Origin of the sequence: Mycobacterium sp. 050128, assembly GCF_036409155.1 — a bacterium.
In the GTDB taxonomy this organism is placed as follows: domain Bacteria; phylum Actinomycetota; class Actinomycetes; order Mycobacteriales; family Mycobacteriaceae; genus Mycobacterium.
Genome location: NZ_JAZGLW010000004.1, coordinates 475,748 through 491,005, shown reverse-complemented (window position 1 = coordinate 491,005; position 15,258 = coordinate 475,748). Strand labels below are relative to the sequence as shown.

14 protein-coding genes are annotated in these 15,258 nt (G+C 67.8%); 2 read left to right on the top strand and 12 right to left on the bottom strand.

Annotation, left to right across the window (positions count from 1 at the left end; genetic code table 11):
* Positions 1–3: 3 nt before the first annotated feature.
* Positions 4–567 carry a pyridoxamine 5'-phosphate oxidase family protein gene (locus SKC41_RS25795; RefSeq protein ID WP_330980515.1) on the top strand — a complete coding sequence of 188 codons (564 nt, stop codon included), beginning with the start codon at positions 4–6 and terminating at the stop codon, positions 565–567.
* On the opposite strand, the gene metK is transcribed toward SKC41_RS25795, so the two are convergent.
* The 12 genes from metK to pyrR form a co-directional block, all read right to left on the bottom strand.
* A complete protein-coding gene (gene metK, locus SKC41_RS25790; RefSeq protein WP_330980514.1) occupies positions 564–1,775 on the bottom strand; it encodes a methionine adenosyltransferase in 1,212 nt (403 codons plus the stop codon). The two genes, SKC41_RS25795 and metK, sit on opposite strands and share 4 nt — an antisense overlap.
* A gap of 128 nt (positions 1,776–1,903) precedes the next feature.
* Positions 1,904–3,154 (bottom strand): bifunctional phosphopantothenoylcysteine decarboxylase/phosphopantothenate--cysteine ligase CoaBC, encoded by a 1,251-nt coding sequence (gene coaBC / locus SKC41_RS25785; protein WP_330980513.1) that lies wholly within the window; start codon positions 3,152–3,154, stop codon positions 1,904–1,906.
* Between the two features lie 64 nt (positions 3,155–3,218).
* Positions 3,219–3,542, bottom strand: a complete 324-nt coding sequence (rpoZ, locus tag SKC41_RS25780; RefSeq protein ID WP_090601543.1) for a DNA-directed RNA polymerase subunit omega — start codon at positions 3,540–3,542, stop codon at positions 3,219–3,221.
* Positions 3,543–3,630: 88 nt separating this feature from the next.
* Positions 3,631–4,257 carry a guanylate kinase gene (gmk, locus tag SKC41_RS25775; RefSeq protein ID WP_330980512.1) on the bottom strand — a complete coding sequence of 209 codons (627 nt, stop codon included), beginning with the start codon at positions 4,255–4,257 and terminating at the stop codon, positions 3,631–3,633.
* 112 nt (positions 4,258–4,369) lie between these two features.
* A complete protein-coding gene (gene mihF, locus SKC41_RS25770) occupies positions 4,370–4,687 on the bottom strand; it encodes an integration host factor, actinobacterial type (RefSeq protein WP_003407240.1) in 318 nt (105 codons plus the stop codon).
* A gap of 455 nt (positions 4,688–5,142) precedes the next feature.
* The gene (pyrF, locus tag SKC41_RS25765) at positions 5,143–5,970 is read right to left on the bottom strand and encodes an orotidine-5'-phosphate decarboxylase (protein ID WP_330980507.1); all 828 of its coding nucleotides are present in this window, start codon (positions 5,968–5,970) and stop codon (positions 5,143–5,145) included.
* The gene (carB, locus tag SKC41_RS25760) at positions 5,967–9,332 is read right to left on the bottom strand and encodes a carbamoyl-phosphate synthase large subunit (RefSeq protein ID WP_330980506.1); all 3,366 of its coding nucleotides are present in this window, start codon (positions 9,330–9,332) and stop codon (positions 5,967–5,969) included. Before carB ends, pyrF begins: the two co-directional genes overlap by 4 nt.
* Positions 9,332–10,465 (bottom strand): glutamine-hydrolyzing carbamoyl-phosphate synthase small subunit, encoded by a 1,134-nt coding sequence (gene carA, locus SKC41_RS25755; RefSeq protein ID WP_330980505.1) that lies wholly within the window; start codon positions 10,463–10,465, stop codon positions 9,332–9,334. The genes carB and carA overlap by 1 nt, the downstream gene beginning before the upstream one ends.
* Positions 10,466–10,514: 49 nt before the next feature.
* Complete coding sequence (locus tag SKC41_RS25750) at positions 10,515–11,012, bottom strand: PH-like domain-containing protein (RefSeq protein WP_330980504.1); 498 nt, start codon at positions 11,010–11,012, stop codon at positions 10,515–10,517.
* The gene (locus tag SKC41_RS25745) at positions 11,009–12,301 is read right to left on the bottom strand and encodes a dihydroorotase (protein WP_330980503.1); all 1,293 of its coding nucleotides are present in this window, start codon (positions 12,299–12,301) and stop codon (positions 11,009–11,011) included. The genes SKC41_RS25750 and SKC41_RS25745 overlap by 4 nt, the downstream gene beginning before the upstream one ends.
* A complete protein-coding gene (locus SKC41_RS25740) occupies positions 12,298–13,251 on the bottom strand; it encodes an aspartate carbamoyltransferase catalytic subunit (protein WP_330980502.1) in 954 nt (317 codons plus the stop codon). The genes SKC41_RS25745 and SKC41_RS25740 overlap by 4 nt, the downstream gene beginning before the upstream one ends.
* A 10-nt stretch (positions 13,252–13,261) precedes the next feature.
* Positions 13,262–13,834, bottom strand: coding sequence for a bifunctional pyr operon transcriptional regulator/uracil phosphoribosyltransferase PyrR (pyrR, locus tag SKC41_RS25735; protein WP_330980501.1), 573 nt, complete (start codon positions 13,832–13,834; stop codon positions 13,262–13,264).
* Positions 13,835–14,417: 583 nt separating this feature from the next.
* Here pyrR and SKC41_RS25730 point away from each other — a divergent pair.
* Positions 14,418–15,254 (top strand): hypothetical protein, encoded by an 837-nt coding sequence (locus SKC41_RS25730; RefSeq protein WP_330980500.1) that lies wholly within the window; start codon positions 14,418–14,420, stop codon positions 15,252–15,254.
* Positions 15,255–15,258 lie beyond the last annotated feature (4 nt).

Sequence of the window (15,258 nt, the reverse complement as noted above, 5' to 3'; positions counted from 1 at the left end):
CGCGTGACCAAGGAGTTTTCGCGTCTCGACGAGTCGCTGCGCGAATTCATCGACAGCCAGGCCATGTTCTTCGTCGCCACCGCACCCTCCGAAGGCGGCCGAATCAACCTCTCCCCCAAGGGATATCGCGACACCTTCGCGGTACTCGACGATCACCGCGTGGCCTACCTCGACCTGTTCGGCAGCGGCGTGGAAACGATCGCCCACCTGCGCGACAACGGCCGGATCACCCTGATGTTCTGCTCATTCACCCGAAACTCGCGGATCCTGCGACTGTTCGGCACCGGACGTGTCGTGCGCCCGGACGACGCCGAATTCCCCAGTCTGCTAAACCATTTCGGCGGCCAGCATGCGGGCGTGCGGGCCGCGATCGTCGTCGACGTCGAGCGGATCGCCGACGCCTGCGGATACGCGGTGCCGTACTACGAGCTCGTCGACGAACGGCCGGTGCTCGAGACCTATCACGCCAAGGCGAGCGCCGCGACCTACGAGCGCTCCATCGACCGCAATCTGCACAGCATCGACGGACTGCCCGCGCTGGACGCCGACCACCCGCTGCCGGGCTAGATGGCGCGCTTGAGGTCGTCGACCTTGTTCAGCTGCTCCCACGGCAGCTCGATGTCGGTACGGCCGAAGTGGCCGTACGCGGCGGTCTGGGCGTAGATCGGGCGCAGCAGGTCCAGGTCGCGAACGATCGCGCCGGGCCGCAGGTCGAACACCTCGGGCACGATCTTCTCGATCTTGACCGGGTCGACCGTCGCGGTGCCGAACGTCTCGATGAACAGCCCGACCGGGGCGGCCTTGCCGATCGCGTAGGCCACCTGCACCTCGACGCGCTCCGCCAGCCCGGCCGCAACGATGTTTTTCGCCACCCAGCGCATCGCGTACGCCGCCGACCGGTCCACCTTGGACGGATCCTTGCCGGAGAAGGCGCCGCCGCCGTGGCGCGCCCAGCCACCGTAGGTGTCGACGATGATCTTGCGGCCGGTCAGGCCCGCGTCACCCATCGGCCCGCCGAGGACGAACTTGCCGGTCGGGTTGACCAGCACCCGCGTCGACGACGAGTCCAGCGTGTCGTGCGCCAGCTCCTCGAGCACGGTCTGCAGCACGTGCCGACGGATGTCGGGGTCCAGCGTCTTCTCCAGGTCGATGCCGTCGGAGTGCTGGGTGGAGACGACCACGGTGTCCAGCCGGACCGGGACGTCGTCCTCGTAGGCGATGGTGACCTGCGTCTTGCCGTCGGGACGCAGGTACGGCAGCGTCCCGTTCTTGCGGACCTCGGTGAGCTTGCGCGACAGCCGGTGGGCCAGCGCGATGGGCAGCGGCATCCGCTCCGGGGTGTCGTTGATCGCGTACCCGAACATCAGACCCTGGTCGCCGGCGCCCTGGGAGTCCAGCGGGTCCGCCGCGCCCTCGACGCGGGCTTCGTGGGCGGTGTCGACGCCCTGGGCGATGTCGGGCGACTGCGCGCCGATACCGATGTTCACACCGCAGGTCAGGCCGTCGAAGCCCTTGTCGGAGTGGTCGTAGCCGATCTCGAGGATGCGCGCGCGCACCGTGTTGGTGATGTCGGCGAACGCCGCCTTGGCGGTCGTGGTGACCTCGCCGACCACGTGCACCTGCCCGGTGGTCACCAGCGTCTCGACCGCGACCCGTGAGCGCGGATCCTCCGCCAAAAGCGCGTCGAGGACCGAGTCGCTGATCGCGTCGCAGATCTTGTCGGGATGCCCCTCGGTCACCGACTCACTGGTAAACAGCCGACCCTTTTCGCTCACCCTGCCATCCTTCCGTCTTGCCTAAACGTTAGTTAGACAAATTATTTTAAGCGGTCTGCAGCCCGACCGGCGAAGCCGGTCGTGATTGCAACCTTTCTAGCAACCATCCGCTGGGCGCATTGCGCGGGCTATCCGCTCTCGCCCTGCAGAAAAGTGACGATGGCGTCAACGATGCGACTGGCCATCAGTGTCTTCGATCCGTGCTGCAGCGCGGCCTCGGTTCCGTCGGACGTCAACAGCCAGCCGTCGTTGCTGTCCACCTCGAACGCCCTGCCGTCGCCAACCGCGTTGACCACCAGCAGGTCACATCCCTTGCGCCGCAACTTCGCTCGCGCGTGGAACAGCACGTCGCCGTTGGCGTCGCCGGTCTCGGCGGCGAATCCGACGATGGCCCGCATGTTGGGCAGCTCCCCGTGCGCTCGCGCGCGGACCGCGCCGGCCAGCACGTCGTCGTTGCGCACCAACTCGATGGTCGGGGCGTCGTCGGCATCGTTGAGACCCTTTTTTATCTTCGCGGCGGCAACGTGCGCGGGCCGGAAGTCAGCGACCGCGGCCGCCATCACCAACACGTCGGCGGCGGGCGCGTGCTTCGACACCGCGTCGGCGAGCTGCTGCGCCGAGCTGATGTGCACCACCTCGACGCCGGCCGGGTCGATGAGCCCGACGGTGTGGCCCGCGATCAGCGTGACCTCCGCGCCGCGCTGGGCGGCGACCCGTGCGACGGCGTAGCCCTGCTTGCCGGAGCTGCGGTTGCCGATGAAACGGACCGGATCGATCGGCTCGCGGGTGCCGCCGGCGGTCACCAGGAGCTTGCGGCCGGCCAGGTCGTAGGGCAGCGCGTCGCCGCGCTCCAGCAGCAGCTGAGCCAGGGTGGTGATCTCTTCGGCCTCCGGAAGCCGTCCTTTGCCGCTGTCCGCGCCGGTGAGCCGTCCAAACGCCGGTTCCAGCACAACAGCGCCCCGACGGCGCAATGTCGCCACATTGTCGACGGTGGCCGGGTGTAACCACATCTCGGTGTGCATCGCCGGGGCGAACAGCACCGGACATCGCACCGTGAGCAGCGTCGCGGTCAGCAGATCGTCGGCGCGGCCGTGCACCGCGCGGGCCAGTAGGTCCGCGGTGGCCGGCGCCACCACGACCAGGTCGGCCTGCTGGCCGAGCCGGACGTGCGGCACCTCGGGGACGTCGGTGAAGACACCGGTATGCACCGGCTGCCCGGACAGGGCCTCGAAAGTGGCGGCGCCGACGAAGCGCAGCGCGGATTCGGTCGGGATGACGCGGACCTCATGGCCCGCCTCGGCGAGCTGCCGGACGACGGTGCACGCCTTGTAGGCGGCGATACCGCCGGAGACACCGACGACGATCCGCTTGCGATCCACCTACGCCGGCCCTTCTTCGTTGAAGCGGCTCTCAGACCTGATCACAGCGCCCGGCTCCGTCCTGTTACTCGCCCTCGGTGTGCTCGAGCAGGTCGGCGTGGATCTCGCGCATCGCGATCGAGAGCGGCTTCTCCTGCAGCCCCGGCTCGACCAGCGGGCCGACGTACTCGAGGATGCCCTCGCCGAGCTGGTTGTAGTAATCGTTGATCTGCCGGGCGCGCTTGGCCGCGTAGATCACCAGCGCATACTTGCTCGACACGCGGTCGAGCAACTCGTCGATGGGCGGGTTGGTGATGCCCAGCGGGGTGTCGTAGGCGCGGGGTCCGCCCGCCGAAGGATCGAATTGATCCACGGCGGTCAGCGACGCGTCGGACTGCGAAATACTCACTTAAGACTTTCTCCTGGCGCTCGGTCTCGTTGAAGAGCGGTTGAAACAGCTGGAAACTTTGATTCGTGATCGCGTCTGACGAGTCGGCTCAAGCCGCCCCAGGCGCGTTTCCCACCAGCAAGGATACCAATTCCGCGCACGCAGACTCCAATTGACTGTTGACCACGACCTGGTCGAAGTCATCTTGAGCTGCCAGTTCCTCCCGGGCGGTCTGCAGGCGGCGCGCCATGGCCTCCGGCGTTTCGGTGCCACGCCCGAGGAGCCTGGCCTCCAGATCCGCCCAGCTGGGCGGGGCCAGGAACACGGTGATGGCCTCTGGCATTGCCTTCTTGATCGCCCTGGCTCCGGCCAGGTCCACCTCGATGAGCACCGGAAATCCCGAGCTGGTCGCGGCCCGGACCGGCGCCGCCGGAGTGCCCGATCGCTGCAGTCCGCCGTGGATTTCGGCCCACTCCAGCAGGGCGCCCTCGTCGATGAGTTGCTGGAAACGGGCGGGACTGACGAAGTGGTAGTCGACGCCGTCGACTTCGCCTGGCCGCGGCGCCCGCGTCGTGGCCGAGACACTGAAATGCAGGTTCGGTACCTGCTCGCGCAGGCACCGAACCACTGTTGACTTGCCGACCGCTGAGGGACCGGACAGCACCACCACACGCCCCTTGCCGGATGGCTCAGGCCGTGCGCGGTGCTCGGCGTCCGGTCCCTCGTCGACGTTCACTGGCGCCCCTGAGTCGGCGCGCCCGCACGCCGTCTGGCCTGCATCGCCGCAGGTCGGCCGTGCTTGATGGTCCGCCTTCTCCTCAGGCCTTTCGGCCTGCATCGTCGGCGAACTAGGCGGAGCCGAACTTTTCCAGCAGGGCCTTGCGCTGACGGTCGCCGAGACCACGCAGGCGGCGGGTCGGAGCGATCTCCAGCTCGGTCATGATTTCCTGCGCCTTGACCTTGCCCACCTTCGGCAACGCCTCAAGCAGCGCAGACACCTTCATCTTGCCAAGGACTTCATCACTCTCGGCGTCCTTGAGCACCTGGGTCAGGTTGGTGCCACCGCGCTTGAGACGGTCTTTCAGCTCTGCTCGTGCTCGACGTGCGGCAGCCGCCTTCTCCAACGCGGCCGCGCGCTGCTCGTCGGTCAACTGGGGAAGGGCCACGATTCCTCCGTATCTAGATCAATCTCGTGTCTCTGCCGGGCACTTGGTCCCAGCGGAGACGACCGTACTCACGCTTCCTGACGAAATCTAACCCGACCCCCTGGTTACGAGGTTAAATGCCCAGCTTGTGCCGCGCCCACACATGCTCTCCGCCGCATGCTTCGGCATCGCTGAGAACGCCCGGATTCGGCATCTGAGCGGCCGCCGAGCCGTCCGGGCGATGAGCGGGATTATCGCCTCTACCTGCGGTTTCATGCCTGTTGGCCGCGGTGTCGGCGACCCGGTGCAGGACCGTCGCGATGGACGCCGATGGATAGCCGCAGGGCCTCGTGCGGGGGATCACGATTTGCCGTGGCGTGTCGCGCGTGTCGCGGCGCGGACAAACACCTGGTAGTCGGGTGGAAGTCGGTGGCGAAAGATTCCGACGCTGTTAACCCGGGGCGCCGACCGACCCGCTATTGCACGCCGAGATAGGCGACGGAGTCCAGCATTCGTTGGCCCGCCGCGCGCAGGTCCGAGACGCTCGGTCCGGCCCGCAGCACCTCGCGTGCCACCGCGGGCAGCAATTGGCCCGCAGCGGCCCCGCCCAGGCCCGCCAGGGCCTCGGGACGGCCACCCTGCACGCCGACGCCCGGAACCAGCACCGGCCCGCCCAGCGCGCTGACGTCGGGCGCCTCGAAAACCGTCGCGCCCACGACCACGCCGACGTACCCGGGCTCGTTCGGGTTCGACGACCGGTTGACCACCGCCGCCTGGTCGATGACCAGTTGGGACACCGCGCGGCCGTCGAAGGTGGCACGCTGCACGGTCGCACCCTCCGGGTTGGAGCTCGCCGCCACCACGAACACCCCGCGGTCGTGCGCTGCGGCGGCTTCCAGCAGCGGGCGCAACGAGCCGAACCCCAGGTACGGCGAGGCGGTCACGGCGTCGGCGGCCAGCGGTGAATCGCCGGCCCAGGCCGTGGCGTAGGCCGCCATCGTCGTGCCGATATCCCCGCGCTTGGCGTCGGCCAGCACCAGCACCCCGGCCGAGCGCAGCGCGGCGATCGTGCGTTCCAGCACCGCGTAGCCGGCCGAGCCGTACGACTCGAAGAAGGCCACCTGGGGCTTGACGACGGCAAAGCCGGCAAAGGCCTCCACACAGATGTCGCAGAACTTGGCGACACCGTCGGCGGTGACAGGCAGCTCCCACGCCCGCAGCAGCTCGGGGTGCGGGTCGATGCCCAGGCACAGCGGCCCGCGGCGTGCCTTGGCCTCGGCCAACCGGACGCCGAACCCGGTCATCGAGCGTCCTTTTCGGTCGGGACGCCGCGTCCGATCACGCTGTGCAGCTCCTGTAGCGAACGCACCCCGATATCACCGCGGATGCCGGCCTCGATGCCCTGCACGGCGGCCGATGCACCCTGCACGGTCGTCACGCAGGGAATGTTGACCGACACTGCGACGGAACGGATTTCGTATCCGTCGATGCGCGGACCGGAGTTCCCGTAGGGCGTGTTGATCACCATGTCGACCTCCCCGGCCCTGATCGCGTCGACCGCCGACATCTCGGGGCGCCCGGGCTGCGGCGCCTCGAAGTGCTTGCGCACCTCGTCACAGGGAATTCCATTGCGGCGCAACATCTCCGCGGTGCCTTCGGTGGCCAGTACCCGGAAGCCGAGGTCGGCCAGGCGCTTGACGGGAAACACCAGTGATCGCTTGTCACGGTTGGCGACCGACACGAACACCGTGCCTTCGGCCGGCAACGATCCGTACGCGGCGGTCTGACTCTTGGCGAAGGCGGTACCGAAGTCCCGGTCGATGCCCATCACCTCGCCGGTGGATTTCATCTCCGGGCCCAGCAGCGAATCGATGGCCGACCCGTCGGCGCGACGGAACCGATGGAAGGGCAACACCGCCTCCTTGACCGCGATCGGAGCGTTCTGGGCGGCGTTGGCCCCGTCCCCGGTGGCCGCCAACATTCCCTCTTCCCGAAGCTGGGAGATGGTGGTGCCCAACATGATCCGGGCACACGCCTTGGCCAGCGGGATCGCGGTGGCCTTGGACACGAACGGCACGGTGCGGCTGGCCCGCGGGTTGGCCTCCAGGACGTAGAGCACATCGTCCTTGAGCGCGTACTGCACGTTGAGCAACCCGATCACACCGATGCCGTGCGCGATGGCCTCGGTCGCCCGGCGGACCTTTTCGACGTCGCTGCGGCCCAGCGTGACCGGCGGCAGCGCGCAAGCCGAGTCGCCGGAATGGATGCCGGCCTCCTCGATGTGCTCCATGATGCCGCCGATGTAGACCTCGGAGCCGTCACACAGTGCGTCGACGTCGATTTCGACCGCGTCCTCGAGGAAGCGATCGACGAGTACCGGGTGCTCGGGCGACAACTGGGTGGCGCGGGTGATGTAGCTCTTCAGCGTCTCGTCGTCATAGACGATCTCCATGCCGCGCCCGCCCAGCACGTAGGACGGCCGCACCAGCACCGGGTAGCCGATCTCGTCAGCGATCCGGCGGGCCTGCGCGAAAGTCGTTGCGGTGCCGTACTTGGGGGCCGGCAGTCCCGCCGCACTCAGCACGTCACCGAAGGCGCCGCGATCCTCGGCCAGGTCGATGGCCTCCGGCGGGGTGCCCACGATCGGAACGCCGGCATCGGCGAGCCGCTGGGCCAGCCCGAGCGGGGTCTGACCGCCGAGTTGCACGATGACGCCCACCACGCCCGGGCCGCCGGCGGCCGATTCCGCTTCGACGCGAAACACCTCGAGGACATCCTCGAAGGTCAGCGGCTCGAAGTAGAGCCGGTCGGCGGTGTCGTAGTCGGTGGACACCGTCTCGGGGTTGCAGTTGACCATCACGGTTTCAAAACCCGCCTGGCTCAACGTGGTTGCCGCGTGCACGCAGCTGTAGTCGAATTCGATGCCTTGCCCGATCCGGTTCGGCCCCGAGCCGAGGATCAGCACCTTGGGCTTTTCGGTCTGCGGGGCGACCTCGGTCTCGGCGGCGGGGTCGAGTTCGTAGCTGCTGTAGTGGTAGGGCGTCTTGGCCTCGAACTCGGCCGCGCAGGTGTCCACCGTCTTGTACACCGGGTGGATGCCGAGGCGCTCACGCAGCGAGCGCACGCCGTCCTCCCCGGCCAATTCCGGTCGCAGCGCCGCGATCTGGCGGTCCGACAACCCGCTGTGCTTGGCGCGGCGCAGCAGATCGGAGTCGAGTACCGGGGCGTCGGCCAGCTCCGCGCGCAGCGCCACCAGCTCGCCGATCTGCGCGACGAACCACGGGTCCACCCCGCCGGCGTCGGCGACCCGCTCCACCGAGGCGCCCAGCCGCAACGCCAGCTCGATGTCATACAGCCGGCCTTCGGTCGGCGTCTGCAGCCGGGTCAGCACCTCCTCGACGGTCCCCTCGTCGTCGGGCTTCGTCCAGAAGCCGGCGCGGTCGGTCTCCAGCGAGCGCATCACCTTGCCGAGCGCCTCGACGAAGTTGCGGCCCAACGCCATCGCCTCGCCGACGGATTTCATCGTCGTGGTCAGGGTGGGGTCGGCCCCGGGGAACTTCTCGAAGGCGAACCGCGGCGCCTTGACCACGACGTAGTCCAGGGTGGGTTCGAAGCAGGCCGGGGTTTCCTTGGTGATGTCGTTGACGATCTCGTCGAGGGTGTACCCGATGGCCAGCTTGGCGGCGATCTTGGCGATCGGGAAGCCAGTGGCCTTGGAAGCCAGTGCGCTGGAACGGGATACCCGCGGGTTCATCTCGATGACGATCAGCCGGCCGTCGGTCGGGTTGATCGCGAACTGGATGTTGCAGCCGCCGGTGTCGACGCCGACCTCCCGCAGGATCGCGATGCCCAGGTCGCGCATCCGCTGGTATTCCCGGTCGGTCAGCGTCATGGCCGGCGCGACGGTCACCGAGTCGCCGGTGTGCACGCCCATCGGGTCGAGGTTCTCGATCGAGCACACCACCACGACGTTGTCGTTGCCGTCGCGCATCAGCTCGAGCTCGAATTCCTTCCAGCCGTAAATCGATTCCTCGATCAGTACGTTGGCGCTGGGGCTGGCGGCCAGCCCGGCGCCGGCCATCCGGTCGACTTCCTCGACCGAGCGCGCCATGCCCGAACCCAGGCCGCCCATCGTGAAGCTGGGCCGCACGACGACCGGCAGACCGAGCTCTTCGACCGTCTCCCGGACCTCATCCATCGTGAAACACACTCGGCTGCGCGCGGATTCACCGCCGACCTTGGCGACGATGTCCTTGAACATCTGCCGGTCCTCGCCGCGCTGGATGGCGTCGAAGTCGGCCCCGATCAGCTCGACGCCGTGGCGCTCCAGTGCCCCGTTCTCGTACAGCGCGACCGCGGTGTTGAGCGCGGTCTGCCCGCCCAGGGTCGCCAGCAGGGCATCGATCTTGTTGCCGCGTGCGGCCTGCTGAACGATCACCTTCTCCACGAAGGCGGCGGTGATGGGTTCGACGTAGGTGTGGTCGGCGTACTCGGGGTCGGTCATGATCGTGGCGGGGTTGGAGTTCACCAGGCTGACTTGCAGGCCCTCGGCCCGCAGCACCCGGCATGCCTGGGTGCCCGAGTAGTCGAATTCGCAGGCTTGACCGATGACGATCGGCCCGGAGCCGATCACCAGCACGTGATTGAGGTCGGTGCGACGTGGCACTAGCGGCCCCTTCCGCTGTCTTGGGAAGCCATCAGGTCGGCGAATTGGTCGAAGAGATACTCGGCATCGTGCGGGCCGGCAGCGGCCTCCGGATGGTATTGCACCGAAAATGCCCGTCCATCAAGCAGTTTGACACCCTCCACCACTCCGTCGTTGGCGCAGGTGTGGCTGACGATCGCCTGGCCGAACGGCGTGTCGAACCGCTGGCCGGCCTCCCCCTCGAGTGCGAAGCCGTGGTTCTGCGCGGTCACCGCGACCCGCCCGGTGGCGTGGTCGATGACCGGGATGTTGATGCCGCGATGACCGAAGACCATCTTGTAGGTGGACAGGCCGAGCGCCCGGCCCAGGATCTGATTGCCGAAACAGATGCCGAACAACGGGATTCCGGCGTTCAGTACCTCGCGGGTGAGCGCGACGACATGGTCGGCGGTGGCCGGGTCGCCGGGCCCGTTGGACAAGAACACCCCGTCCGGGTGCAGGTCGGCGATCTGGGAGAAGGTGGCCGACGCCGGCAGCACGTGGCTGCGGATTCCGCGCCGCGCGAAGTTGCGCGGCGTGTTGGTCTTGATTCCCAGGTCCAGGGCGGCGACCGTAAATCGCTGCGGCCCTTCGGGTTCTACGACGTAGGCGCCCGGGGTGCTGACCTCGCCGGCCAGATCGGCGCCGAGCATCGACTGCTGGTCGCGCACCCGGTCCAGCAACTCGTCCGGCTCGGCCAGCGCGTCACCGGAGAACACCCCGGCCTTCATCGAGCCGCGGCTGCGCAGATGGCGCACCACCGCGCGGGTGTCGATGCCGGCGATCCCGACGATGTGCTGGCGGATCAGCTCGTCCTCGAGCGTCCCGGTGGCACGCCAATTCGAGGCGCGCGGCGACGGATCCCGGACCGCGTAACCGGCGACCCAGATCTTGTCACCCCGGCTTTCGGCGTCCTCGCCGTTCCAGCCGGTATTGCCGATCTGCGGCGCGGTGGCCACCACGATCTGTCGGTGATAGCTGGGGTCGGTCAGTGTCTCCTGATAGCCCGACATGCCCGTGGAGAAGACGGCCTCCCCGAGGGTCTGGCCGATCTTTCCGAACGGCCTACCCGTGAAGACGCGACCGTCCTCGAGTACCAGTTGCGCCTTAGTCATGGGCGCCGCTCCTCCTCATTACTCCGCGCTGCATCGTCGGCGCACGCCGTCATGCAGCCTCCTCGAGCCAGCCGTTGTATTCGTCGCGATTGCCGGCCCGGAACCCGATGTCGATCTCGACACCGGACGGCAGCCGCCATCGGATCGCCAGTATCGAATTGCGGGCGCCGACCTTGCCGACCATGCCACGCTCGGTGCGTACCTCGGTAATCTCTTGCTGGGGAATCCAAATCGGGTTGGCGCGGCTGCGTTCCAGCAGAATTCCCTCGGGGTAGCGGCTCAGCACCGCCCTGCTGCGATACCCGAGATCCCCCGAGGTGATCCGTTCGTTCCACTCCGGCGCCAGGGTGCAACCGAGGTAGACGCCGCGCAGTGTCGTCGTCGCCGCGCCCACCATGTCGGGCACGCCGGGCAGGTTACCGATCAGCTCGTCCTGGCGCCGGGCGCGTCGGCGCCAGCCCAGCATCATCAGCTGGATCACCACCGCGATCACCACCACCAGCACGGCCGCGAAGATCAGCGACCCCACCAGCGTTGACGAGTTCATGCGGGGCTCTTCCCATCCCGGGCGGTGAGCTTTCCGCGCAGCAGCGTGGCCGTCACGGTGGCCGGCAAGGTCATCGACTCGTACGGAGTGTTGGCCGAGCGGCTGGCCAGCTCACCCCCGGTGACCGTCCAGGTCGCATCCGGGTCCACCACGGTCAGGTTGGCCGGCTCCCCCACTTCCAGCGGCCGGCCGTGATCGGGCAATCCGACTATGCGCGCGGGGTTTTCACTCATCACCCGGGCGACATCGCGCCAGCTGAGCAGCCCGGGTGCCACCATCGTCTGCACCACCACCGACAGCGCCGTCTGCAGCCCGAGCATGCCGGGGCGGGCCGCGGAGAACTCACAGCATTTCTCGTGCTCGGCGTGCGGGGCATGGTCGGTGGCCACACAGTCGATTACCCCGTCGGCCAGTGCGTGACGCAGCGCGACCGTGTCGGACGCCTCACGCAGCGGCGGATTTACCCGGTTCACCCCGTCGTAGCCGGCCAGCCGGGTGTCGTCGAGCAGCAGATGATGCGGCGTCACCTCGGCGGTGATTGAAATACCTTGGCCCTTAGCCCATTTCAGCAGCTCGACGGTGCCCGCGGTGGAGGCGTGGCAGATGTGCACACGAGCTCCGGCGTCGCGGGCCAGCAGCGCGTCACGCGCGACGATCGATTCCTCGGCGGCCCTGGGCCATCCCGCGAGTCCGAGCCGGGCGGCGGTGGGCCCCTCGTGCGCCACCGCGCCGACGGTCAACCGCGGCTCCTCGGCATGCTGGGCGATCAGCACGCCCAACCCGGTGGCGTATTCCAGGGCGCGGCGCATGATCAGCGGATCGTGCACGCAGTTGCCGTCGTCGGAGAACATCCGCACCTGTGCGGCACCGGCGGCCATCATGCCCATCTCGGTGAGCTCGGTGCCGGCCAGCCCGACGGTGACCGCCCCGACGGGGTGCACGTCCACCAGGCCGACCTGCTGGCCGCGGTGCCAGACGTGATCGGTGACCACCGGGCTGTCGGCCACCGGTTTGGTGTTCGCCATCGCGAACACCGCCGTGAATCCGCCCAAAGCTGCTGCCGCTGAACCGGTTTCGATGTCCTCGGCGTATTCGCGGCCGGGCTCGCGCAGGTGGGTGTGTAGGTCCACGAATCCCGGCAGCAGCACCTGGCCGGTCGCATCGATCACGTCGGCGGTGTCGGGGATGGCCAGGCCCGGGCCGATTTCGGCGATCTGCCCGTCATCGACGAGGACGTCGACCCGGTCACCCTCACCGTAGAGCCGCACGCCGCGGATCAGCACGCTCATGCCGCGATGTCCTCCGCCCCCACCAGTACGTGGAACAGCACGGCCATCCGCACGTGCACGCCGTTGGAAACCTGTTGCAGCACCGCGGATTGCGACGAGTCCGCGACTGAGGACGCGATCTCCATGCCGCGCACCATCGGGCCGGGGTGCAGCACCACGGCGTGGCCGGGCAGCATGGCCTGGCGCCGGTCCGAAAGGCCGTAGCGCACCGAATATTCGCGCACCGACGGGAAGAACCCGCCGTTCATCCGCTCGGCCTGCACCCGCAGCATGAGCACGGCGTCGGCGGCGGGCAGCTCGGCGTCGAAGTCATAGGACACCGTGGCCGGCCAGCCGTCGACACCAACCGGCAGCAGGGTCGGCGGCGCCACCAGCACCACCTCGGCGCCGAGCGTGGCCAGCAGCATCACGTTGGAGCGCGCGACCCGGCTGTGCAGGATGTCGCCCACGATCACCACGCGCCGGCCCTCGATCTCGCCGAGGCGCTGGCGGATGGTCAGCGCGTCCAGCAGCGCCTGCGTCGGATGTTCGTGGGTGCCGTCGCCGGCGTTGATCACCGATGGGCCACCGTGTTCGCTGTTGGAGTGCGCGGTCCAGTCGGCCAGCAGGTGCGCGGCCCCAGAGGCCGGATGCCGGATGATCAGCGCGTCGGCACCGGCCGCATGCAGCGTCAATGCGGTGTCGCGCAACGACTCCCCTTTGCTCACCGACGACCCGGACGAGCTGACGTTGATCACGTCGGCGCTCATCCACTTCCCGGCCACCTCGAACGACACCCGGGTGCGGGTGGAGTTCTCGTAGAACATCGTGACCACGGTGCGCCCGCGCAGGGTGGGGAGTTTCTTGACCTCGCGCCCGACCAGCGCCTGGGCGAACCGGTCGGCGTCGTCGAGGATCGCCGTGGCGTCGTCGCGGCTGAGGTCGCCGGCGGCCAGCAGATGTCTGGTCATGACTCTGGCTTCATTCGGAGTCCCTCCCAATGACGACGCCGTCGCGATCGTCGTGCTCGCGCAGCTGCACGTGCACGCTCTCGTTGCGCGCGGTCGGCACGTTCTTACCCACGTAGTCGGCGCGCACCGGCAGCTCGCGGTGGCCGCGGTCGACCAGGACCGCCAGTTGTACGGCTCGCGGTCTGCCCACGTCGCGCAGCGCGTCGAGCGCGGAGCGCACCGAGCGACCGGAATACAACACGTCGTCGACGAGAATCACGAGTGCGTCGTCGATGCCGCCGGCGGGGATCGAGGTGACCTCCAGCGGCCGGGGCGGCTTGGTCATCAAATCGTCACGGTACAAAGTGATGTCGAGCGCGCCATGACCGACGTCGACGCCGCAGAATTCACCGATGTTGGCGGCCAGCCGCGCGGCCAGAGTCACCCCGCGGGTCGGGATACCCAACAGCACCACGCGTGGCGCGTCGGGACCATCGAGCGCGGTCTTTTCGATGATCTGATGGGCGATACGGGAAATCGTTCGGCCGACGTCGGCCGCCGACATCAATTCGCGGCCGGATGCGGAATCACCCGCGGCACTCATGCGAAACCCTGACCTCCTTCTCCGCCTCTCCGGACGGATCGTTAAAGGATGTCGACTGTCGGGCAGCGTAGCATTTCGCGGCTCGCCCGACGACGGGGGACGCGCCCGGTGCTCCGGGGCGGGCTGTGATGACCGCGCTACTTCGCCGAAACAAAAATGGCTATCCGCGCTTCACCGAATAATCGCAATACGGCGCAATACACATGAATAGCTAACCTGTTCAATCTACGTACAACAGCGAGAATTCGCAGCCACTCAGGGCAATACCAGCGGAATACCCGGTTACCAACGATCGACAAGTAGTTTAACGGGCTAATCATCGGGCTCGAGGATGCCGCGCGCCGGGCCACGTCGATGCCCGTTATCTAAATTCAGCTGGCAATAAACGGTTTTCAAGCCGTCGTGGCCGCGGCCGCGACGAAGGCCGATGCAAGCGCATTCCGCCGCCGACTTCATTAACGCGACGACGTGAATTCACCAAGAATTATCAGTTGCAAACCTTCGCGCCTAATGCAAGGATTCCTAGCGCGGGCGAGCAAACCCCTCACTTGTCCGCCTTTTTTAAATCCGAATAGGAGTTTCCATGCGCAGCGCGAGTTCGCATGCTATTGAGTCGTGTGCCACGGCACCGCCGGGCCAGATCGATTGCGCGCACGTCATGGCTCCCAGCACTCCGCAGCCCCCCACCGCGGCCAAAGCGATCGTCCGCAGGCGGTACCTGCGATCGCAATCGCTGCAGCCCGGGCAGCGAGCCGCACTGGTCGATCGGCTCTACGCCATCTACTCCGAAACGATGCGCGGCTGCACGAGTGACGAATTCGAGCGGCTGGCGGTCTTCGGTGCCGGCGAAGTTCGCCTCGCGCTCTTCTACGGCGCGCAGGACGAGCTCGCGGGGTTCTGCTACGCCAGCACCGAGAAGATCGAACACTGCGGTCGCATCCATGCGGCGTTGTGCGGGGGCATGTTCTTCCGCCCGGGGTATCACGGTGGAGCCTCGGGAGCGCTCTTTCTGCTCCGCGAGGGACTGATCACCAAATTGCGTAATCCACGCCTGCGGGTGGGGTATATGACCCGGTGCACCACCGCGGCGGTCTACCGCCGATTCGCGCTGACGATGCCCCGGTTGTACCCGAGCCGCACCACCCCGACGCCTGCCCATGTCGAAGCGTTGGTGCGTGCGCTGGGAGAGCGCCGGCACTACGTCCCGGTGGGCGAGGGCCCCTGGGTGGTACGGGGTGTCGGGGTGCCGCGCGATGTGTCGCGCCTGCGCCGGCTCGACCACGAACCCGACGTGCGGTTCTACGCCGAACTCAACCCGGGGTTCGCTGAGGGCGACGCTCTGGTGGTGTGGGTTCATGGCGACCTGGCGGACCTCGCCCGCGGATTCGTGCGGGCCCTGCGCGCACGACTGGCTCGATGACGGC

What these genes read in the sequence shown, in the direction of transcription:
- pyrF (WP_330980507.1), bottom strand. Translation starts at nt 5,970, where the DNA reads ATGACCGGGTTCGGCGTCCGGTTGGCCGAGGCCAAGGCACGCCGCGGG.
- carA (WP_330980505.1), bottom strand. Translation starts at nt 10,465, where the DNA reads ATGACTAAGGCGCAACTGGTACTCGAGGACGGTCGCGTCTTCACGGGT.
- SKC41_RS25750 (WP_330980504.1), bottom strand. Translation starts at nt 11,012, where the DNA reads ATGAACTCGTCAACGCTGGTGGGGTCGCTGATCTTCGCGGCCGTGCTG.
- SKC41_RS25745 (WP_330980503.1), bottom strand. Translation starts at nt 12,301, where the DNA reads ATGAGCGTGCTGATCCGCGGCGTGCGGCTCTACGGTGAGGGTGACCGG.
- SKC41_RS25740 (WP_330980502.1), bottom strand. Translation starts at nt 13,251, where the DNA reads ATGACCAGACATCTGCTGGCCGCCGGCGACCTCAGCCGCGACGACGCC.
- pyrR (WP_330980501.1), bottom strand. Translation starts at nt 13,834, where the DNA reads ATGAGTGCCGCGGGTGATTCCGCATCCGGCCGCGAATTGATGTCGGCG.
- SKC41_RS25730 (WP_330980500.1), top strand. Translation starts at nt 14,418, where the DNA reads ATGCGCAGCGCGAGTTCGCATGCTATTGAGTCGTGTGCCACGGCACCG.